Below are 20,757 nucleotides of genomic sequence, written 5' to 3'. Positions count from 1 at the left end.
CGAACTGTCAGTCAGTTCCCGGGCGTGCCGCACGCCTCCATCTTTACACCGCGGCGTCGCGGCGGTTCTGCGCCCGTCTCAATGCGCCGATCGGGTCGGCGTACAGCCCGCCCAGCGACACGATGCCGGCACCGGCTTCCTGCACCCGGTTGCCGAACGCGGTCACCCGGATATCGCGGGCTGGCAGCAGCGAACGCTCGGTGAACGCGGCCTCCACCAGTTGGATGCCCTCGGGGTACTCGGTGAACGCCTGACCGCCGACGACAAGGTCATCAGGGTTGAGCATGTCGCGCAGCAGCGCCACCGCTCCACCAAGGACGCGGGCCCGTTCGACCAACAGTTCCTTTGCCCCCACCGCAACGGGGGTATCGCCCTGGCGGGCCGCACGCAGCAGGGTGGCCATCGAGGAACCCGGGCCAGAAGCCGGCACGACACCGCGCTTTCGGGCCGCGGCCAGCACGGCCTCGTCACCGACCGTGGACTCCAATTGCCCACTGCTGCCTAATAATTCGGAGGACACCGGCAGCGCGGCGATGGTGCCGGGGCCGCTGGACGGGCTGTGCACCCGGCCGCCGATCACCAGCGCGAAACCGACCGTCTCTCGGGCATAGACATACAGGCTGCTCGACGTCGGCGCCGGCGGGCGGCGTAGGCCGAGCAGGACCTCGGCGCCGGCCATCGCATCCACGTGCGAGGCCACCGACACGGGCAAGCCCAGCGCCTCGGCGAGCACCGGGCCGACCGGAGCCTGGGACCAGGACAGCCGACTGTGGTCTACGTGGCCCGTCACGCTGTCGACGACGCCACCGATCGCGACACCGATCCACAGCGGGCGCCGGCGATGCCAGCGGCTCAGGTACCGGCGGGCGCTGCCGGCCAGGGAAGCCAGTGCGGCCGCCTGCCGGCCCCGCGGGGTCGGGGTCTCGACAGCGTCGAGGGTGCGGCCCAGCAGGTCGGTCGCGACGATGTTGGTGGTCCGCGCGCCAATGTGGATGCCCAGGGTCAGGAACGGCTCGTGGTTGACCTCGACGGGGATCCGCGGCCGACCGATGGCGCCGGATACGGCGAGGTCGGCGCGCTCACGCAGGATGCCCGCGTCGAGAAGGGCGGTGACCTGGCGGTTCACCGTGGCGATCGACAGGTTGGTGACCTGCGCGATCACATCGCGGCCGATGGATCCGCGCTGGCGGACGGCGGCGAACACCGCCGCGGCAGCGGCATCGGGGATCCGCAGCGACGGGGCCACGATGTGGTGGCGGGTGCGCAACGGATGCGGCCGGGCTCCGACGCGGCCGGCGTCATGGGCGGAAGTCCGGAGCGGATCACGGGAAGTGAGTGCGACGGTACGCATAGGGGTGTCCTTCTCGAGTCTGATTGGGGGGCTTATGCCACACCCGGCGACTTGAGCGGAACGAGAAGAAGAACGTCCGGTCGGTCAGGCGCAGCGAATCGCGTGACAACAACACGCGGTGTGCGCGACCAGGGAGCTGGTCAGACCGAAACGGATCACGAGAGGCAACTTAGCACAGTTACTAGAGTTGGACCGATGACAACTCCAGACGCCCATTCCCGCGTAGCGGTGGTCACCGGCGCCAGCTCCGGCATCGGCGAGGCAACCGCCAAAAACCTTGCCTCCCTTGGTTTTCACGTCGTGGTAGTGGCCCGGAGGGCGGATCGACTGCAGCGATTGGCCGACGAGACCGGCGGAACGGCCATTGTGGCCGACGTCACAGACGATGCCGCGGTCGAGTCCCTAGCGGCGGCCCTGAACCGAGTGGACGTGTTGATCAACAACGCGGGCGGCGCCAAAGGGCTGGAGCCGATCGCCGAGGCGAAGCTGGACGACTGGCGGTGGATGTGGGAGACCAACGTCCTCGGCACACTGCGGGTGACCAGGGCACTACTGCCCAAGCTCGTCGCATCCGGGGACGGGCTGATCGTCACCGTCACCTCGATCGCCGCGCTGGAGGTCTACGACAACGGCGGCGGGTACACCGCGGCCAAACACGCCCAGGGCGCGCTGCACCGGACCCTGCGGGGCGAGCTCCTCGGAAAACCGGTGCGGCTCACCGAGATTGCGCCCGGCGCGGTGGAGACGGAGTTCTCGCTGGTGCGCTTCGGCGGCGACGAGCAACGTGCCGAGAAGGTCTACTCCGGCATCACGCCGCTGGTGGCCGCCGACGTCGCCGAGGTGATCGGCTTCGTCGCCTCCCGCCCCTCGCACGTCAACCTCGACCAGATCGTCATCCGACCCCGGGATCAGGCCAGCGCCAGCCGGTTCAACCGCCGGTCGTAGCCGTCCGCGTCGTCGTCGGGGCAGTCGTCGGGGTCGATGTCGCAGAGGTCGAGTCACTCGACGTCGGGGGACGGCTCGACGTCGTAGGAGGAGTCGTGGTGGTGGTCGTGGTGGGTGTGCCCGACAGTGTCGGCGCATCCGCCGGGGTGGCCGGCGCGCTGCTGGGAATGCTGGTCTCCGGCTGCGTGTCGGACAGCGCCGACATGGCCTTCCACTCGTTCCAGTCCACCGCCCAGTCCCAGATGTCGCCATCGGCGTAGGACAGCTTGATCGAGGTGCCCGTCACCTCGACCGGGTCGCCGTAGACAGCGGTGCCGAAGTACTGCTCGGCGTCCCCGGTGGACAGGTTGATGCAGCCGTTGGTGACATTGGTGTTGCCCTGCGCACCCGATGAAGCCGGGTTGGCGTGGATGAACTCCCCGTTGTTGGAGATCCGCACCGCCCAGCGCTCGTGCACATTGCTGTAGCCAGCGGCCTGGTTGGTCATGTAGAAATCGGCGTACTTCTCGCTGACGACGTGGATACCGCTGCGAGTGACGTTGCGGGGCTGGTCGGCTTCGCCGTAGCTGCACGGGAAATCCATCGTGACGCCCTCGTCGGTGATCACCTGGATACGGTGCGAGGTCGCATCCGCCTTGACGACTTGGCGGCGGCCGATGTCGAAGTCCAGCGTCGAGTCGGCCGCGCCGTAGGCGTCCTTGCCGAATTTCACGCCGTAGAGGCGGGCGTCCACGTGGACCTTGGTTCCGGCCGGGTAGTAGTCCCGGGTCCGGTAGTGCACCCGCGAGCCACCCACCTCGTCGGGCAGCCAGGCCCAGCCGCCCTCGACCGGCGGGGTCGTGGTGACGGTCAACGCCTTTTCCACATCGGGCTTGTGCTCATCGTCGATCGCGGCGTCAAACTGCAGGATGATCGGCGCCGCCACCCCGACGGTCTGCCCATCGGAGAGCTGGAACTGGCCGTTGACCTTTGTGGTCGGGTCGACGGTGGTGAACGACGCGGCGACAGGCACGGCGTTGCCGTCCCGCCCGACCGCCGAGCCAGCCCACGTGTAGGCGACGCCGTAACCGAGCGGCTCGGTGACGGTGAAGGCGGTGCGGTCGCGGTTGAGCACACCGGCGACGGCCCTGCCGTCGGCGTTTGTCAGCGAGACGTGCTGCAGCCAGCCGTCCTTGACCTGCAGGCTGGCCACAGTCGTCGGCAGGACGTCGGTGGTCGCGTCGGCGGGGGTGAAGGTCAGCGACGCTTTGGGTGGCGGGCTTGACGTCAAGGTGAGTTTGCCCGGCACCTTGTCGCACGCAGCAAGGGCAACGGGCGCGGCCATGCCGAGGACCAGCGCCGTCAAAGCGCGTCGCCGATTGATCGGCGGCAGTCGGTCGGATGGGCTCACGTCAATCCAAGATACTGAACCCAGCCGCCGTACTGCCAATTGAGAGCGTGTGACTAAGCCTGAATCCACCGACGGGCGGTGGCGTTAGCCGAGTGTCGGAATGAAGAAAGTGCCCTCTGAACTGGGATGATTGGTGTTCTCAAGCAGCAATCGGGTCCAGTTCGGAAAGGCACTTCCAGTGCAAGTTTCGCATAGGTTCGCCGCGGAGTCAGCGGTGTTCGACGATGACAATCTCGTGTCGTGCGCCGGACTTGTGCCGGTCATGACGTTGGCCGAGCAGACCGGGCTGGGCAGGTTGTTTGATGAGAAGGTCCGCATCATGGCGCCCCGGATCACGTCCGGGTCGGCGAACCCCGCCCCGAAACTGGCCACCGTGGTGGCGGGCATGTGCGCGGGCGCGGACTGCATCGACGACCTCGACGTGGTCCGGTCGGGCGGTATGAAGACCCTCTTCGGCGGGGTGTACGCACCGTCGACGGTCGGAACGTTGTTGCGGGAGTTCACCTTCGGGCACGCCCGCCAGTTGGAATCGGTGCTACGCGAGCACCTGGTGGCATTGTGTCAGCGGGTCGAGTTGCTACCCGGCGCCGATCAGCAGGTGTTCATCGACATCGACTCGCTGCTACGCCCGGTCTACGGGCACGCCAAACAAGGCGCCTCCTACGGGCACACCAAGATCGCCGGCAAGCAGATCCTGCGCAAGGGACTGTCCCCGCTGGCCACCACGATCAGCACCGCGGGTGCTGCGCCGGTGATCGCCGGGATGCGGCTCCGCGCCGGGCGGGCCAACTCCAGTAAGGGGGCCGGGCGGATGGTCGCCCAGGCGATCGGCACCGCCGCGCCGCGGAGCCAGCGGGCAGATTCTGGTGCGCGGGGATTCGGCCTACGGCTCGCGCGCGGTGATTACCGCCTGCGTGCGCCATGGTGCGCGGTTCTCGCTGGTGATGACCCGCAATCCCGCCATCGAACGCGCGCTCGCCGGGATCGACGAGACGGCGTGGACGCCAGTGCGTTATCCCGGCGCCGTCCAAGACCCCGACACCGGTACCTGGATCTCTGATGCCGAGGTCGCCGAAATCGACTACACCGCATTCGCCTCCACCCCCGATCGCATCACGGCCCGATTGGTGGTCCGCCGCGTCAAGGACGCCCGCTACCGTGACACGCTGTTCCCGGTGTGGCGGTATCACCCGTTTCTCACCAACACCGACCTGCCCGTCGATCAGGCCGACATCACCCACCGCCAGCACGCGATCATCGAGACCGTATTCGCCGATCTCATCGACGGACCGCTGGCGCATCTGCCCTCGGGCCGGTTCGGCGCGAACTCGGCCTGGATGTTGTGCTCGGCGATCGCCCACAACCTGCTGCGCGCGGCCGGTGTCCTAGCCGGAGAGCGGCACACCCGAGCACGCGGATCGACACTGCGACGCACCATCGTCAATGTTCCCGCCCGACTGGCCCGTCCCCAGCGCCGCCCGATCCTGCACCTACCCTCCCACTGGCCGTGGTCCAGGTCCTGGCTTGCACTGTGGCACAACACCATCGGACACAGCCCACCACTACCTGCGACAACCTGACCAACCGCCGAAAGGCCCGACCGGAACACACAGGAAAAGCTGGACAGACCAGCAACTACCTCACGCCCACACCCGGAAGACCGACGCCAACGAAGATCAACCCTACTCACCACCCGTCGGTGGATTCAGGCTAAGCCGACCTACGCGAGACCGAACAGTTGCAGCAGCGCCTGCCCGACACCGCCGAACCGGGTGCCAGCAAAGGAAATATCGACCGGGTCGACGGTGACTTGAGCTCCAGTGCCCTCATCGGTGTAGCCGTAACCCGGCCAGGTCACCGATACCGGCTTGAGCGGCGCGAAGAAGCCGCCGAACGGAATGCTCAGCTGTGCGGTTTGGCCCGTCGCACCGAGGTCGATCGGCAGGGTGATCGACTGCTGGCCGAACAGAAGGGCCTTCGCCAGCCGGGGGCCGCCTTCGAGGAAGGTCTGCGCCGCACCGACCACGTCGCCGTTCTTCACCGAGGTGACCAACGAGGTGGTGCTGTCGTAGGCCGAGATGGCGCCCAGTACCGCGGAGCCGGCCGAACTCACCAGGAAGGCCACCGGGGCGGGCATGTGCAGCGTCCCGCTGTTGAGGGCGACCTGGACTTTGGGTGTGGGCGTCGCGGTAAAGGTTTCCAGCCCGGCCAGCGAGAATTTGGCGTTGCCGAGCGGGGTGCCGGCGTTCACGGCCAATTCCACCGGGCCACTGGCACCGGTCGCCGGGGCCGTCGCGCTGATGGTCACCGTGATCGGGCCGAACGGGGTCGTGATCGTCTGCGTCGTCGTGCTGGTCTCAGATGCGCTGGGGGTCTTGGCAGCGGATGTGGCACCGGCCGACGACGACGCCCTACTGGACGCCTTGACCGACGGCGTGCTCACCCGTTTGGTCGTCGCGGCGCTCTTACTGCGCTTCGGCCCGGCATCAGTCCCGGCATCAGCCTTGGTCGACGAGCTGGACGACGCAGAACTCGAGGCCTGGTGGCCGCCGGCGTCGGCTTGGGCAACGCCGGCGGCACCCGCCAGCGCCGCACCCACGCCCAGCGTCAGAGCACCCGCCCCCAGCCATGTTCTGACACCCAACGTGCGGTTACGTCCGCTCGTCACGGCAGTCCCCGTTTTAGTGGCCATATCGCAATCCCCCGTCGCCGCCGAAGCTCACCCGTGTGCGGGCTGGTTACCCACCATTTTCCCTATTTTCTGCGGCGCGGGTTAATTATCAAGATTTTCACCGGCTGTGTCGCCACGGCGGGAGGAATCTCCGGTTCGGCGGGACGGGGGCTGCGACGAACAGGCCTTACGGGTGCGTCCGGTCGGAGTGACTAACCGAACCACTTCCCGAACGCGGCCACCGAGCCCCCGAACTCCAGACCGGTGAATACGATTTCACCGCCGTTGACCTCGTAGGTGAGCCCTGACTCGTCGACATGAAGTGCCACGGCCGGACATGACGGCGTTGGCGAAGTTGGGCGCAGCAGTACAGCGCCGCCGACGACGGCCGGCCCCAAGGCGCTGATTAGGAACACGGTCTATCTCACAGATTTGGGAGTGGCCTAGAGGGCACAGCCGACGAGCACCGGCTCCGGTACCAGCACGATTCCGAACACCTCGTACACGCCGTCACGGACGGTCCGGGCCAGCGCCAGCACGTCGGAAGTGGTCGCATCGCCGCGGTTGGTCAGCGCAAGCGCGTGTTTGGTCGACAACCGGCACGGCGCCCCGCTGCTCGGGTAGCCCTTACCGAAGCCGGCCTGCTCGACCAGCCAGCCGGCGGCCAGTTTGACCCCGTCGGCCACCGGATAGCGCGGCACCGGATCGTCGCGGCCGGCCTGCAGTGCCTCGAATCGGTCGGCGGAGACGACGGGGTTGGTGAAGAACGACCCGACGCTCCAGGTGTCGTGGTCGCCGGCGTCGAGCACCATGCCTTTGCGTGCCCGTAGCCCCAGCACGGCGGCCCTCACCTCGGCGGGCTCTGCACACTCCCCCGCCAGTACGCCGAGCGCCCCGGTCAGCTCGCCGTACCGCAGCGGAGCCGAGCGGCCGGCATCATCGAGGGCGAACTCCACCTCCAGCACCACCGCGTCCGCGGAGTTCTTCAGAACGCTGTGCCGGTAGGTCAGTCCGAGATTATCGGCGGGTACCCAGCGCACCTGGGAACTCCGGCGGTCCAACAGTCGCACCCGGGTCAGGTAGTCGGCCACCTCCACGCCGTAGGCACCGACGTTCTGCACCGGGGTGGCCCCGGCCGACCCGGGAATACCGGACAGGCATTCCAACCCACCCAGGCCGGCCGTCACCGCGGCGACCACCACGCCATCCCAGACCGCGCCGGCATCGGCGCGCAGCAGCCTGCCGTCGACCCTGATGGTCTGATTGGCCAGCCGGACGACAGTCAGATCGGTGAGGTCGTCGGCGATCACGACGTTGGACCCGCCGGCCAACACCAGGACCGGACCGTCGGCCGCCTCGTCGACGGCACCCAAGGCCGCCGCGACCTGCTCGGAGGTGGTGCAGGTGATGACTCGGCGCGCAATCGGGCCGACCCGCAAGGTGGTCAGCGGAGCCAGCGGCACGTTCTCGGCCACCGCCGCGCCAAGGTAAGGATTCCCCGCTCCCACAGGCCGTAACGGTAGCCTCACCAGCTATGCCTCGTTCCTTCGACATGGCCACCGACTACGAGGGCAGCGTCGAACAGGTGCACCGGGCATTCCTCGACAAGCAGTACTGGTTGGCCCGGCTGGCCGGTTCCGGCGCCGACGACGCGACGCTTAACTCGATCCGCGCGACCCCCGACGGGGGCGTCGAGGTGAGCACCACCCAGGTGCTGCGGGCCGACCGGCTGCCAGCCGTCGTCCACCAGTTCCACCATGGCGACCTGGAAATCCGGCGCGCGGAGCACTGGACCGGTCTGGTGGGCGGCCAGGCCGAGGCCACCGTCAGCGGCGCCATCCCCGGCGCGCCGGTGACGGTGACCGGCAGTGCTGCGCTTGTCCCGTCAGAATTGCGGGCGCACTTGGCTTTTCGGGCCACAGTCGAGGTGCGAATCCCGCTGGTCGGCGGCAAGGTGGAGAACCTCATCGGCCATCAGCTGGTCGATCTGCTGATCGCCGAGCAGCGGTTCACCACCAGGTGGATCGCTGAGAACGGCTGACGCCGCAGGTACCGTTGCCTCATGTCGCGCCGCTTGGACTATGTCATCGAGCTCGATAGGCCCGTCGCTGATCTCTACCTGAGCTTCACCAGCCGAGAGTATTGGGAAGACCTGGTGGCCGAACACCATAAGCACACCGATTCGGAGCTCACCCGGTTCGAGTCCAGCCCGAACGGCACCGATATCGCGTTCACCCACACGGTGTCGCGCCGGGATGTGCCGTCGTTGATCGCGCCGGTGGTTCCGTTGCGGCTCACCATCACCCGCGAACAACATTTCGACGCGTTCGACGCCGCGAAGAATTCCGCCGACGGGCACTACCGGGCACTGGTGCCCGCTGCCCCGCTGCACTTCGACGGCACCTACGTGCTGCAACAGGCCGCCGGGGGCAGTGAGCTACGGCTGAGCAGCCTGTGCAAGGTCAACGTGCCGCTCCTCGGCGGCAAGATCGAGAAGTGGGCCTGCGACGGTTTGCGCGGATTGTTCGACCACGAAAGGGATTTCACCCGGGACTGGATCGCCGGCCATTACTAGACCGCCCCGCCCGGTCGGCGTTCCGACCCGCGGCACCACCAACGCCAATCGGCTGCGGCGGGCCGACCGCTGGCTGGTGAACTCGCCGCGGGTCCGCGGTGCGTTGGAGTCGGCCGCCGATCCGGTGATCGTCGACCTCGGCTACGGCCGATTGCCCGTCACCACGCTGGAACTGGCGACACGGCTGCGCGCGGTGCGCGCCGATATCCGGGTGATCGGCCTGGAGATCGATCCGCAGCGCGTGGCGCCCCCCGTCGACGGTGTCGAATTCGCGGTCGGCGGTTTCGAACTCGCCGGATTACATCCGATTCTGGTGCGGGCGTTCAACGTCTTGCGGCAATACCCCGAAGACGCGGTGGACGCGGCGTGGGCGGAAATGCGGACGCGGCTTGCGCCGGGCGGGCTGATCCTCGACGGCACCTGCGACGAACTCGGCAGGCGCTGCTGTTGGGTGCTGCTGGACCGCGACGGCCCGGTGAGCCTGACCCTGGCGTGCGATCCCCGGCATATCGAGCGCCCGTCGGATCTGGCCGAGCGCCTACCGAAAGTCCTTATCCACCAAAATGTTCCGGGACAATCCATCCATACCTTGCTGGCCACAGCGGATCGCGCCTGGGCGGCTTCGGCCGGTCATTCGGTGTTCGGCCCGCGGGACCGCTGGCGGGCCATGCTCACCGAGCTGCACGCAGCCGGCGTGCCGATCGAGACGCAGCGCCGCAATGCCCGCGATGCGGTGCTGACGGTGCCCTGGTCGACGGTGGCGCCGCACGTAAGCTGACCGGATGCGAATTGCGCTGGCCCAATTGCTCTCGGACGCCGACCCGGCCGTGAACCTGAAGCTGGTCGAGGACTACACCCGCCGGGCCGCCGACGCCGGTGCCCGGTTGGTGGCCTTCCCCGAAGGCATGATGTGCCGGTTCGGGGTTCCGCTGGCCCCGGTAGCGCAGCCGCTGGACGGACCGTGGGCTGACGAGGTGCGCCGCATCGCGGACGGCGCGGGGATCACGGTGCTGGCGGGTATGTTCACCCCGGTTTCCGACGGCAGGGTCACCAATACGGTGCTGGCCGTCGGTGCCGGAGTGGACGCGCACTACGACAAGATCCACCTGTACGACGCATTCGGATTTGCTGAATCCGAGGCGGTGGCGCCCGGCCGGGAGCCGGTGGTGATCACCGTCGACGGTGTCGGTGTGGGGCTCACCCTCTGCTACGACGTCCGCTTCCCCGCCCTGTACACCGACCTTGCCGACCGCGGCGCGCAGCTGATCACCGTCCACGCGTCCTGGGGTGCCGGGCCGGGCAAGCTGCAGCAGTGGACCCTGTTGGCGCGGGCTCGCGCGCTGGACTCGACCTGTTTTGTGGCTGCCGTCGACCAGGGCTATCCGGGCGACGAGATGGCCACCGCGTCCAAGGCGCCGACCGGCGTCGGCGGAAGTCTGGTGGCCTCCCCGCTCGGCGAAGTGGTGGCATCGGCCGGCGACGATCCGCAGTTGGTGGTCGCCGATATCGACATCGATCGCGTCGCACCGGTGCGGGAAGCACTCGGGGTGCTGCGTAACCGCTCAGAGTTCGCTCAGGCCGATAAGGCAGAATCGCCCAGGTGACAAACCCGCCACAAGGCCCGAATCATCCCGTCGGCCCCGGCGACCCGACAACCCCGGCGTGGCCAGCGGCCCCGGGGCAGGGCACACCCACCGAGTACATCCCCCGGCCGGGTGGCCCGGTCGATCCGCCGACGCAGCAGTTCTCGCAGGTCGTTCCGCCACTGGTTCCGCCCGCCCCGCCGGCGCCATCGTCGGAGGAGCCCGAGGAACCCAAGCGGGGGTTCCTGCGCGACCCGCTGACGATCGTCCTGTCGCTGATCATCGTGGTGGCCGTGGTGCTCGCCGGGCTGCTGGGCACTGAGCTCTACGTGCGCCACGTGGCCGACACCGTAGTGTCCAGGGCGGTGTCCTGCGTGGTGCAGGACCAGGCGAAGGTCTCGTTCGGCGTGCGGCCATTCCTGCTGCAGCACCTCACCAAGCACTACAACGACATTCACGTCGAGACGGCGGGCAATCAGATCCGCCAGGCCAAGGGCATGAAGCTCGACCTGTGGCTCGATGACATCCAGATCAACCAGACCGCCAACTCGGCCGGGACGATGGGCTCACTGGATGCCGACATCACCTGGTCCAGCGACGGCATCAAGCAGACCGTGCAGGGCGCAATCCCGTTCCTGGGCAGTCTGATCAGCGGGGTGACCACCTCGTCCTCGGCCGGCACCATCGAACTGCAGGGCGGGCTGGGCAGCGTGATCGTCAAACCGGCGGTAACCAACAGTGCACTGACCCTGCAGGTGGTCAGCCTGACCGGGCTGGGTTTCATGCTTCCGAAGGAATCGGTGCAGCCGGCGCTGGACGCGTTCATGTCCACGCTGACCAAGAACCTGCCGATGGGCATTCACGCCGACAGCGTGTCGGTCACCGACAGTGGCGTCAGCGCGAAGTTCATCACCAGCAACGCGACGATCCCCAACGGCCAGCAGGATCCCTGCTTCGCCGGGGTCTAGGGCCCGGCTACTTAAAGCCCGTCCAGGACGGCGCGCGTCCCGGACAATCCGAGCCGGGTCGCCCCCGCGTCGAGCATCGCCAGCGCGTGCTCGGCCGTGCGGATACCGCCGCTTGCCTTAACACCGAGGCGCCCGCCAACGGTTCCCGCCATGATCTCGACGGCAGCCACCGACCCGCCGCCCGCGGGATGAAAGCCGGTGGAGGTCTTGACGAAATCGGCACCGGATTCTTCGGCTGCGCGGCACACCGCCACCAACGTCGCCTCGCCGGAAAGGCTTAGCAGAGCGGCAGATTCGACGATGACCTTCAATACCGCGCCGGGCACCGCGGACCGCACCATCGCGATATCGGCGGCTACTGCCGCGATCTCGCCGGCCAGCGCAGCGCCGACATCGATGACCATATCGATCTCGGCCGCACCGTGTTCGACGGCCGCCGAGGCTTCGTTCGCCTTGATGCCCGGCAGGTGCTTGCCAGAGGGGAAGCCGGCGACAGCGGCGATGACGGGGCTCTCGGGATGAGCGCCCACGGCCTTGTGGGCGGCCGTCACCATCGATGGGGACACGCACACCGCGTACGCCCCGAGATCGGCTGCTTCGGCGACCAGGGCGATGACGTCGGCGTCGGTGGCCTCGGGCTTGAGCAGCGTGTGGTCGACGAGGGCAGCGACCTCAGCTGGGCTGGGCACATCCCCGGGTCGCTTCGCTCCTGCCCGCCGGATCATCAGAACGGCTCCGCCGGGCCACCAGGATTACAGCCCGCCTGCGTCATCGTCTCGTCGTCGACGACGGGCCGGAACGGCTCCAGGTTCCAGCTGGTCTTGCCGGGTTGGCCGAATTCGGCGAACCGGAAGTGGCAGACGAATTGCGCTCGCATACCGGGCAGGTCCGCGTCGGGAGCCTGCGCCAGGACCTCTCCCCACGCCTCATCTATTTCTCCCGGGGGCTTCAACAGTTGGCCGGCCGCCTGCCGGCCGGCCGGGGTGGGATACACCCGCAGGCTTTTCAGATCTCCCCAGCTCACCCACTGGACATGATCGATGAACGGCGGCGCGGGAGCGGGGGCGGCCGTGGCCGGGCCAGCCAGGCTCAGCCCGACCGGGATGACGGCGAGGACCAAGGCCACGCGATGTCGTGCGCTCAACGCGACTTCCCCTGGACCTCGAGCAGCTTGGGCCGGACATCCACCAGGTAGACACCGGCGGCCACCGCGGCGATCGCGACGCCCATGATGTCCAGGACTCCGACCACTGCGAGCAGACCGGCGACGCCGAGGATGACTAGCCACACAGGCTTGGTCAGTTTCTCGGCGGCCGTGTAGGCGTCAGGCCGCTGAATGGCGGCGTGCACAAAAGAATAGAGGGTGGCAGAAATGACCAGCCACCGAACGACTTCGAGGATGGTACCCGCGAGACCAGCAAGCATCACGCCGCCAGCCTATGCGGGCACCCCCCTCAACGTCGAACTAGTCGCCCCGGGGGGCGGTCACTTACTTCTGGGTGACCTTCTTGGCCGGAGCGGCCTTCTTGGCCGGAGCCTTCTTGGCGGCCGCCTTGGCCGGAGCGGCCTTCTTGGCCGGAGCCTTCTTGGCCGGGGCGGCCTTGGCAGGCAGCTCGACACCGACCAGCTTGGCGGCGCGCTCGCCGACCGCACGGGTCTGCGACGACACGTTGCCCAGCGCCTCCTGGGTCAGCTCGACGGCCTGGTCGACGTAGCCCTCGGCACGGGCGGCGACGTCCTTGAGGTCAGACTGATTGCGCAGCCGCTCCAGGGCGGCCTCGCCGCGCTCGACGAGGCTGTTGTACGTCGCGGTGGCGGACTCGACGTAGCCCTCCGCAGCCTTACGCAGCTCTTCGGTGGACAGCTTGCCGCGAATCTCCTCGGCACGGGCAGGCAGGTCTTCCTGCAGCTTGGTCAGCGCCGCGCGGCGCTCTTCGACGCGGGTGCTGGCCTCGGAACGGGCCTCTTCGGCTCGGTCGCGCAGGGTCGCGAGGATCTCGTTGACGGTGGCCAGGGCCAGGTCGGCCGCGCCGACAGCAGCGAGCAGCGGGGCCTTCAGGTCTTCTACGTTCGTGTTCTCAGCCATGTCATGGCTCCTTCCAGATGTTCCGATGTTCGAATCGGGTTGTCAGTTAACGGTTTTCATCAGGGGTAGCTGGTCTGTTACTCAGTCGACAGCTCCTCCTCACGGGCAGCTTCGTTCTGCTGAACGAACGACGTGTAAATGTCGAGCAGCACTTGCTTCTGACGCTCGGTGATCACGGTGTCTCCGATAATCGCGTCGTGCACCTGACTCGGCTCTCCCGGTTCGAGCATCCCCGCCCGGATGTAGAGCACCTCGGCCGACAGCCGCAGCGCCTTGGCAATTTGGCCCAGCACCTCCGCAGAGGGTTTCCGTAGGCCTCGTTCGATTTGACTGAGGTACGGATTGCTGACACCGGCCTTCTCGGCCAACTGTCGCACCGACACCTGAGCGGCTTCACGCTGCGCCCTGATGAAGCCACCGATGTCATGCGCGGCAGTGGCCACCACGGCCTGAAGATCGCCGTCTTGCGCCATGGGTTCACCTCCCGTCGCGTTGGGTATCCGATGCGTACCCTCGCCACACTACGTGGGGGTGCTAACTTTTGCAAGCACTTGCTAGCGCAGCTCAGAGCGCTGATTTAGAATATGACCTGCGCCACGGTGTAGATAATCAGGCCGGCCAGAGCGCCTACCACCGTGCCGTTGATCCGGATGAATTGCAGGTCGCGGCCGACGTGTAACTCGATCCGGCGACTCGCCTCGTCACCATCCCAGCGCTCGACGGTGTCGGTGATGATCGTGGTGATCTCGCCCCCGTACTGGGCGACCAGATGTTGGGCTCCGCGCACGATCCAGTTGTCCACCTTGGCGCGCAACTCAATGTCGTCGCGCAGCGACTCCCCGATCCGCACAATCGAATCGGTGATTCGTGTGCGCAGCGCGCTCGAAGGATCGTCCACACCGTCGAGCACTAAGCGCTTCAACGTCTTCCACGCGGTCTCGGCCGCCCGGGTCACCTCGTCGCGCGCCATCAACTGTTCCTTGACCGCCTCGGCGCGCGCGATCGTCGCCTCGTCGTTCTGCAGATCGTTGGCGAACTCGAACAGGAAACGCGTAGCCGACTGGCGCAGTTCATGATTGGGGTCGCGACGCACCTTGTCGGTGAAGTCCATCAGCTCCCGGTGGATCCGGTCGCCCACCAACGTGTCGACGAACCGCGGTGACCACGTGGGCGAGTCACGGGTGACGACGCGCTCGATGGTCTCGCCGGCGTTGAGCGCCCACTGGAACGCCCGGTCGCTCAGCAGCTGGATCAGCGCCTCCTGGCGGTTCTCGGCCAGCAGCTGCGCCAGCACCCGGCCCACCGGTGGCCCCCACTGGGGCTCGGCGAGCCGTCTGACGATGGTGCGGTCGATGACAAGTTGGATGTCGTCGTCGTTGAGCAGTTCCACGACGACGCGCAGGACCGTGCCGGCCTCGCTGGCGACCCGGGCGGCGTGCGACGGTTCCGACAGCCACTTGCCCAATCGGCTGGCCACCTCGGCGTCGCACAGCTTGGTCTCCACCACCTCCGGTGAGAGGAAGTTCTCCCGCACAAACGAGCCCAGCCCCTCGCCGAGCTGATCCTTCTTGCGCTTGATGATCGCGGTATGCGGGATTTTGAGCCCCAGTGGGTGCCGGAACAGGGCGGTGACGGCGAACCAGTCGGCCAGTGCGCCCACCATCCCGGCCTCCGCGGCCGCCCCCACGTAGCCGATCCAGGCAGGTCCGCCCTGGGCCTGACCCCACCGGCAGACCAGGAAGATCACCGTCGCACCGAGCAGAAAGCCCAGCGCAACGGCCTTCATCCGGCGCAGCCCGCGGCACCGCTGCGCGTCCGCTTGCGAGTCGGCCCCGGCAAACGTCTCCGCAAGCGATGTACCCGTACGGGCTACCTCCGTCGGCAACGCCGGGAAGCGGTGTTTGGCTGCCACACCCACATCATCCGCTATCCGGCGAGCCAGTTAATGTGACCCTGCCCTTTGGTTGGACAGTAGAATCGTCGAGAAAGATGGGAACGGATTTCGCGATAGTGGCACAGCAGACCAACCACGGGCCCGCCAAGACCGACGGTCGCAAGCGACGCTGGCACCAGCACAAGGTTGAACGTCGCACTGAGTTGGTGGATGGCGCCCTCGAAGCTGTCCGCCAGCGCGGTCACGACGTCAGCATGGACGATATAGCTGCGGAAATCGGCGTCTCCAAGACGGTGCTCTACCGCTACTTCGTCGACAAGAACGATCTGACGACGGCGGTCATGATGCGCTTCGCGCAGACGACTCTAATCCCCAATATGGCCGCGGCATTGTCGTCGAACATGGACGGTTTCGACCTCACCCGCGAGATCATCCGGGTCTACGTGGACACCGTCGCCAACGAGCCGGAACCCTACCGATTCGTGATGGCAAACAGTTCGGCCAGCAAAAACAAAGTCATTGCTGATTCGGAGCAAATCATCGCCAGGATGCTCGCGGTGGTCCTGCGCAGGCGCATGTCGAGAGCCGGGATGAATACCGGCGGGGTCGAACCCTGGGCCAATCTGATCGTCGGTGGCGTCCAGTTGGCGACGCACTCGTGGATAACTAATCCCCGGATGACCAGTGCCGAGTTGATCGACTACCTGACCATGCTGTGCTGGAACGCGCTGTGCGGCATAGTCGAGGCCGGCGGCTCGCTGAGCATGTTCAACGCCGGCCCCCACCCGTCCCCGGTGCTCCCGCCCACGCTTACTTGAGATACGGGCCGAGCAAGGCATCCCATGCGCTGCTCAGCCTGGTGTACTCGTCCTCACACCCGTCGGCGCGGTCCTGGGGCAGCGAGCCATTCTTGACCACATCGGCGTTGCCGGCGGGATCGGCGCCGTAGACCCAGCATTCGAGGTTGTACATGCGGGCGAGATCCAGCGAGTGCACATCCGAGAGCTGGCCGTCGTCGATGGTGCCGCCCTTTTGGTCGCTGTACCCCTTGAATTCGCGGGCGAAGTCCTTGACAGCTCGCACCGACGCGGGATCGATCTTCCCGTCCGGGCCGGGCACCAGCAGGACGTACGCGGCCAGCTGATCGGCGACGTCCTCTTCCTTACCGGTCACAGGAAGGTCGTAGAGGTCGATCACCATGTGACCGCTCTCGTGGTAGAACGTGGCGATCTCGGAGTTGATCGCCGACGTCCTGGGGTCGGCGTCACCGGCCTTGGTGTAAATGTCCAGTGCATCGGCCGCGTCTTCGTAGCAGATGGTGATCGATTGATCGCCGGGGCTCCAGTAGGCGTTCGCAGAACCGCACTGCTTGCCGATCAACGGAATGTCGTAGGGCAGCTTCATCGAATCGGTCATCCCGTTGGCGAGATCTTCCAACAGGTGATCGTTCTTCAGGATGTCGCGGCCGATGATCGCTTCCGGGGAGGTCGCGTCCTCGTACCTCGCCGTCATCGTGCCTGGCCAGTCCTTGTCGTCGGCCGACCCGTCCGGCGCCCCATTCGCGTTGATGTCCGGCTTACCGGACACCTCCGGCGGCGCCTGGGCGATCACGGCCACCGGCGCATCCGACGGCTCCTCCGACGAGCTCGGTGCATCGTCGCTTCCGCAGCCAGCCGCAACGACTGCCAGCGCCAACAGCGCCATCCCCATCGAGCAGGTTCGCCCGCGCACCAGTCCCCCAGATTCGATCGCCCAACGCGGGATGATGTTAACTGGAGCACACCCACGGCGCTGGGCGATCACCAGGTCGCTTGGTCACGGGATTGGTACAAGCGCATACCCATGTTTGCGCGTTGCACGGATGTTTCTCCCCGCCAACGCAGCTGCCGATTGGTAGCGTCCAATTGCGGTCTCGGAAGGCGCCGTGCCTATTGTCCACATGCCATTGGCGTCGAGGACGATTCGCAACGATCCTCAGCGACATGCCAATTCAAGGGTGAGTCTGCATGCGCCGTACCAGACACGATCGGACCAGGTATGCCGCGCCGCCCCTCGCTGCCGCAAGGCAAACCACGAATGGAGAGCGCACAAACCGTGTATGAAGGTCATTCAGGTTCAGATGGAATGTGTTTCGATCTAGTGGGCATGGCTTCGACATCGCAAAAGCCGTCCCGCATGCCGAGGGGAGTCAGGGTGGGATCCGAGAGTTTCGCGTATCGCAAGCCCGCAGGGGTTGTCGCGGCGGTCGCGGTGTCGTTGAGCACCATGTTTGCTGGTGCCCCGGTGAGCGCGGCCGACCCTTATGACGGCGACGACGGCGGCAGCAGCTACGACGGCGGCGGCGGCAATAGCGGAGGCGGCGGCGTCGAGGAGCCCTCCGGCGGCGGTATGGAGGAGCCCAGCGGCGGCGGTATGGAGGAGCCCAGCGGGGGCACCCACGGCGAACCCGGCGGCGGCGGTAGTCACGACGAGCCCGGCGGCGGCGGTGCGGAGCCCGGCGGCGGCGGTGCGGAGCCCGGCGGGGGCGGCATGAGCGAGGTGCCCGGCGGCGGCGGTATGAACGAGGTGCCCGGCGGCGGTAGTCACGACGAGCCCGGCGGCGGCGGTGCGGAGCCCGGCGGGGGCGGCATGAGCGAGGTGCCCGGCGGCGGCGGTATGAACGAGGTGCCCGGCGAGGGACCCGGCACCGGAGGCGGGAACGGCAACCCCTCCGAGCCGACACCGCAGGGTCCGCAGGCCCCGCAATCCGATGTCAAGACCGCGTCGGACTCCGAAGCGACGACCACGACGACCACCACGATGACGTCGGAAGAATTCTCCAGCTACGAGTCGTCTGTCTCATCGATCACGAGCGGCTCCGCTTTGACCACGGGCCTGAGCTTGAGCAGCCCTGTGTCACTGTGGAATTCGAGCTGGATCTCGTATGACCGCTTCTACCGTCCGGTGTTCACCAACCCGTACCGCACACCGCTCAGTGTCGTGTACACCTTCGGCGGTCAGCCTCAGGTGTTCACCGTGCCGCCACTGCAGCGCGCCACGGTGAACGTCCCCAACACCGGCGTCTACAACTTCACCGCGATGACGCGTCCGGAGCCGGCGACGCCAGGAGCAGCGCCAGGGCCGGCCACCAACCTGTCGGTGGGTAGCTTCTCCGGCGGCGGATACGAGCCGGCCCCCGGTCAGGCGCCTCCGCAGCCGCCGGCCAAGCTGAACACGCAGCGGAACGTGCTGGTCCAGGTGAAGTTCGACCGGGGGGCGTCCGCACCGTTCCGGGTGAAGACGCTGACCGATCTCGGTGCCGATCCCACCGTCAACGGCATCACCAAGGTGTTGCTCGACGAGGAGATCCCGGCGTGGGGCCAGTGGTCGAAGACCGACACGAACGAAGCGCTGTTCGTCATCAACCAGACCCAAACTCTGCCCGGCGTCAATCCGCCCGGACAAGAGCCGCTACCGGGCTACAACGTCAAACTGACTGCCGCTGGCCAGAAGACATCCTGGATCGACCGGAACAAGACGTTGCTGATCAGCGTCGCCGTCGGCGCAGGCGTGTTGGCCTTGGCTGCTGTCGCAATCATGCTGGTCACCAGGCGCCGACGCACCACCCCGTAAAGCACCCACCCACCCATGCTGGGGGACCCCGTGAGTTTCGGACATTCGCCGGACGGATCCGATGAGACGCCGCCCCAGGGGCTCATCGGCGCGCTGTCGGCCTCGATCGTGGGGGTCGGCTACCCGGCTACGACGGTGACCGACATCGTTCGCCGGGCCAAGACGTCGCGCCGTACTTTTTTGACTACTTCGTCGACCGCGAGGCCTGCCTGGTCACGCTGCTCACCCATATCAACACCCAGGGGATTCGCTCCATGGACGGGCGTAAAATCCCTGGAGCTGAACGAATTTCACCGACCCGCTCGCGAATCCGTCGATCATCACCTTCCCCGGGAGGCTCTCGATGAGCAGGCGCTGGTACGCACTGTTGCTGGTGGCCCTCGTAGTCGCGCTCTGCGCTGGTGCACGGTGTCGGTGGCCGTGTATCCGATATCGCCGCTCGTCCTCGAGCCCGGTCCTATTTTCCGAGCATATGTCAGGCTTTCGCCTGGGGCTTCGGCGCGCTCGCCGGTACAGCCCAGCGAACCGCAGCACTGGGTCGGCCGCACGCTGGCGATTCTGCGGGGATTGGCCGGCATCATCTTCGTCGTGACCCACCAGGGTGTCGGTAAGGCCCAAGTGACCGGAACCGGATTCCACGACGAAGACTACGGTCTGGCCTTTGCTGGGCAGCGACCTGCGCAAGCCTGTCGACGGAGCCCTGCTGGCCATCCGCGAAGACGGAACGTATCAGACGATCTATCGGAAGTGGTTCGGCTCCGACGAACACGCGTCCGGCTCGCACAACTGATCCTGCGGCATCGCCGACTAGTGTGGTCGGCGATGACCGATCTGCCTTCTGACTGGACCCATAAGCCGCGCAAGATCCTGAGGTTCCGCCCGGGAACCAAGGTCACCGACATCGACCCGGTCTCCACTCCCGGCTACACCGGCGATAAAAGCGGCTCGGAAGCGGTGCAGGCCGAGCGCAACGAACGCTTCGCCGGGCTTCAGGAGATGCTCTACGCCAACGGCAAAGCCGGCGACAACCGCTCATTGCTGCTGGTGCTGCAGGGCATGGACACCGCAGGTAAGGGCGGCATCGTCAAGCATGTTGTCGGGGCTGGCGACCCAATGGGCATCCGTTACACCGGGTTCGGCGTTCCGAGCGAAGAAGAGCGCGCCCACCATTACCTGTGGCGTATCCACAAGGCGCTGCCGCCTGGCGGGCACATCGGGGTGTTCGACCGGTCGCACTATGAGGACGTGCTGGTGGTCCGGGTGCACGACTTGGTGCCACCCGACGTGTGGGAACCGCGCTACGACGAGATCAACGCCTTCGAAAAGGAGCTCGCAGACTCCGGGACCACGATCGTCAAGTGCGCGATGTTCGTCTCACTCGACGAGCAGCGGCGGCGACTGGCCGAGCGCCTCGATCGGCCTGATAAATATTGGAAGTACAACCCGGGCGATGTCACCGAACGACTGCTGTGGCCGGCCTATCAGGAGGCCTATCAGGCTCTGCTGGACCGGACGTCGACCGATCACGCGCCGTGGTTCGTCATCCCGTGTGACAAGAAGTGGTACAGCCGCCTGGCGATCAACGAGTTGTTGATCGAGGCACTCAAGAGCATGCAGTTGTCGTGGCCGCCCGCCGATTTCGATGTCGAGGCCGAGAAGAAGCGGCTGGCACAGGCCTGACT

21 protein-coding genes and 1 pseudogene are annotated in these 20,757 nt (G+C 66.8%); 11 read left to right on the top strand and 11 right to left on the bottom strand.

The window, feature by feature from the left end; translation table 11 throughout:
• Window positions 1-43: 43 nt before the first annotated feature.
• A complete protein-coding gene (locus G6N13_RS11190; RefSeq protein ID WP_163697045.1) occupies window positions 44-1,351 on the bottom strand; it encodes an ROK family protein in 1,308 nt (435 codons plus the stop codon).
• Window positions 1,352-1,546: 195 nt separating this feature from the next.
• Between G6N13_RS11190 and G6N13_RS11185 the strand changes: the two genes are divergently transcribed.
• On the top strand, window positions 1,547-2,296 hold the full coding sequence (locus tag G6N13_RS11185; protein ID WP_163697044.1) for an SDR family NAD(P)-dependent oxidoreductase: 750 nt from the start codon (window positions 1,547-1,549) through the stop codon (window positions 2,294-2,296).
• Here the strand turns inward: G6N13_RS11185 and G6N13_RS11180 are convergent.
• Window positions 2,280-3,686 carry a L,D-transpeptidase gene (locus G6N13_RS11180; RefSeq protein ID WP_235677998.1) on the bottom strand — a complete coding sequence of 469 codons (1,407 nt, stop codon included), beginning with the start codon at window positions 3,684-3,686 and terminating at the stop codon, window positions 2,280-2,282. The genes G6N13_RS11185 and G6N13_RS11180 overlap by 17 nt on opposite strands.
• A gap of 178 nt (window positions 3,687-3,864) precedes the next feature.
• Between G6N13_RS11180 and G6N13_RS11175 the strand changes: the two are divergent.
• A pseudogene (locus tag G6N13_RS11175) lies at window positions 3,865-5,266 on the top strand (IS1380 family transposase).
• Between the two features lie 140 nt (window positions 5,267-5,406).
• On the opposite strand, the gene G6N13_RS11170 reads toward G6N13_RS11175, so the two are convergent.
• Window positions 5,407-6,354 carry a hypothetical protein gene (locus tag G6N13_RS11170; RefSeq protein WP_163697042.1) on the bottom strand — a complete coding sequence of 316 codons (948 nt, stop codon included), beginning with the start codon at window positions 6,352-6,354 and terminating at the stop codon, window positions 5,407-5,409.
• 446 nt (window positions 6,355-6,800) lie between these two features.
• Entirely contained in the window at window positions 6,801-7,886 is a 1,086-nt protein-coding gene (locus G6N13_RS11165) for a UDP-N-acetylmuramate dehydrogenase (RefSeq protein ID WP_163697040.1), read from the bottom strand.
• A gap of 5 nt (window positions 7,887-7,891) precedes the next feature.
• On the opposite strand from G6N13_RS11165, the gene G6N13_RS11160 reads away from it, so the two are divergent.
• The 5 genes from G6N13_RS11160 to G6N13_RS11140 are packed head-to-tail and all read left to right on the top strand — an operon-like array spanning window position 7,892 to window position 11,483.
• A complete protein-coding gene (locus G6N13_RS11160) occupies window positions 7,892-8,398 on the top strand; it encodes a DUF2505 domain-containing protein (protein WP_163697038.1) in 507 nt (168 codons plus the stop codon).
• A 21-nt stretch (window positions 8,399-8,419) separates the two neighbouring features.
• Entirely contained in the window at window positions 8,420-8,932 is a 513-nt protein-coding gene (locus tag G6N13_RS11155) for a DUF2505 domain-containing protein (RefSeq protein WP_163697036.1), read from the top strand.
• Window positions 8,925-9,710, top strand: a complete 786-nt coding sequence (locus tag G6N13_RS11150; protein ID WP_163701995.1) for a class I SAM-dependent methyltransferase — start codon at window positions 8,925-8,927, stop codon at window positions 9,708-9,710. Before G6N13_RS11155 ends, G6N13_RS11150 begins: the two co-directional genes overlap by 8 nt.
• A 4-nt stretch (window positions 9,711-9,714) precedes the next feature.
• Window positions 9,715-10,536, top strand: coding sequence for a carbon-nitrogen hydrolase family protein (locus tag G6N13_RS11145; RefSeq protein ID WP_163697034.1), 822 nt, complete (start codon window positions 9,715-9,717; stop codon window positions 10,534-10,536).
• Window positions 10,533-11,483, top strand: coding sequence for an LmeA family phospholipid-binding protein (locus tag G6N13_RS11140; RefSeq protein ID WP_235677997.1), 951 nt, complete (start codon window positions 10,533-10,535; stop codon window positions 11,481-11,483). Before G6N13_RS11145 ends, G6N13_RS11140 begins: the two co-directional genes overlap by 4 nt.
• 11 nt (window positions 11,484-11,494) lie before the next feature.
• On the opposite strand, the gene deoC is transcribed toward G6N13_RS11140, so the two are convergent.
• The 6 genes from deoC to G6N13_RS11110 form a co-directional block, all read right to left on the bottom strand.
• Window positions 11,495-12,208: a deoxyribose-phosphate aldolase gene (gene deoC / locus G6N13_RS11135; protein WP_163697032.1), complete on the bottom strand. Its 714-nt coding sequence runs from the start codon at window positions 12,206-12,208 to the stop codon at window positions 11,495-11,497.
• A complete protein-coding gene (locus G6N13_RS11130; RefSeq protein WP_163697030.1) occupies window positions 12,208-12,627 on the bottom strand; it encodes a DUF2599 domain-containing protein in 420 nt (139 codons plus the stop codon). The genes deoC and G6N13_RS11130 overlap by 1 nt, the downstream gene beginning before the upstream one ends.
• Window positions 12,624-12,908 (bottom strand): DUF2516 family protein, encoded by a 285-nt coding sequence (locus G6N13_RS11125; protein ID WP_179965147.1) that lies wholly within the window; start codon window positions 12,906-12,908, stop codon window positions 12,624-12,626. Before G6N13_RS11125 ends, G6N13_RS11130 begins: the two co-directional genes overlap by 4 nt.
• Window positions 12,909-12,972: 64 nt before the next feature.
• Window positions 12,973-13,569: a heparin-binding hemagglutinin gene (locus G6N13_RS11120; protein WP_163697025.1), complete on the bottom strand. Its 597-nt coding sequence runs from the start codon at window positions 13,567-13,569 to the stop codon at window positions 12,973-12,975.
• Between the two features lie 77 nt (window positions 13,570-13,646).
• Window positions 13,647-14,042 (bottom strand): helix-turn-helix domain-containing protein, encoded by a 396-nt coding sequence (locus G6N13_RS11115; protein ID WP_163697023.1) that lies wholly within the window; start codon window positions 14,040-14,042, stop codon window positions 13,647-13,649.
• A gap of 104 nt (window positions 14,043-14,146) precedes the next feature.
• Window positions 14,147-15,481, bottom strand: coding sequence for a DUF445 domain-containing protein (locus G6N13_RS11110; RefSeq protein ID WP_163697022.1), 1,335 nt, complete (start codon window positions 15,479-15,481; stop codon window positions 14,147-14,149).
• A 77-nt stretch (window positions 15,482-15,558) separates the two neighbouring features.
• Here G6N13_RS11110 and G6N13_RS11105 point away from each other — a divergent pair, with 77 nt between their 5' ends.
• Window positions 15,559-16,281 (top strand): TetR/AcrR family transcriptional regulator, encoded by a 723-nt coding sequence (locus G6N13_RS11105; RefSeq protein WP_407663892.1) that lies wholly within the window; start codon window positions 15,559-15,561, stop codon window positions 16,279-16,281.
• On the opposite strand, the gene G6N13_RS11100 is transcribed toward G6N13_RS11105, so the two are convergent.
• Window positions 16,274-17,173, bottom strand: a complete 900-nt coding sequence (locus G6N13_RS11100; RefSeq protein ID WP_407663923.1) for a DUF4344 domain-containing metallopeptidase — start codon at window positions 17,171-17,173, stop codon at window positions 16,274-16,276. The two genes, G6N13_RS11105 and G6N13_RS11100, sit on opposite strands and share 8 nt — an antisense overlap.
• A 483-nt stretch (window positions 17,174-17,656) precedes the next feature.
• Between G6N13_RS11100 and G6N13_RS11095 the strand changes: the two genes are divergently transcribed.
• From G6N13_RS11095 to G6N13_RS11085, 3 genes are all read left to right on the top strand, one after another.
• Window positions 17,657-19,075, top strand: coding sequence for a hypothetical protein (locus tag G6N13_RS11095; protein WP_163697018.1), 1,419 nt, complete (start codon window positions 17,657-17,659; stop codon window positions 19,073-19,075).
• A 661-nt stretch (window positions 19,076-19,736) separates the two neighbouring features.
• The gene (locus G6N13_RS11090) at window positions 19,737-19,865 is read left to right on the top strand and encodes a transporter substrate-binding domain-containing protein (protein WP_163697016.1); all 129 of its coding nucleotides are present in this window, start codon (window positions 19,737-19,739) and stop codon (window positions 19,863-19,865) included.
• 32 nt (window positions 19,866-19,897) lie between these two features.
• Complete coding sequence (locus G6N13_RS11085; RefSeq protein ID WP_163697015.1) at window positions 19,898-20,755, top strand: polyphosphate kinase 2 family protein; 858 nt, start codon at window positions 19,898-19,900, stop codon at window positions 20,753-20,755.
• Window positions 20,756-20,757 lie beyond the last annotated feature (2 nt).

This window comes from Mycolicibacterium sarraceniae (genome assembly GCF_010731875.1).
GTDB lineage: Bacteria > Actinomycetota > Actinomycetes > Mycobacteriales > Mycobacteriaceae > Mycobacterium > Mycobacterium sarraceniae.
This window is presented reverse-complemented; position numbering and strand designations above follow the sequence as displayed.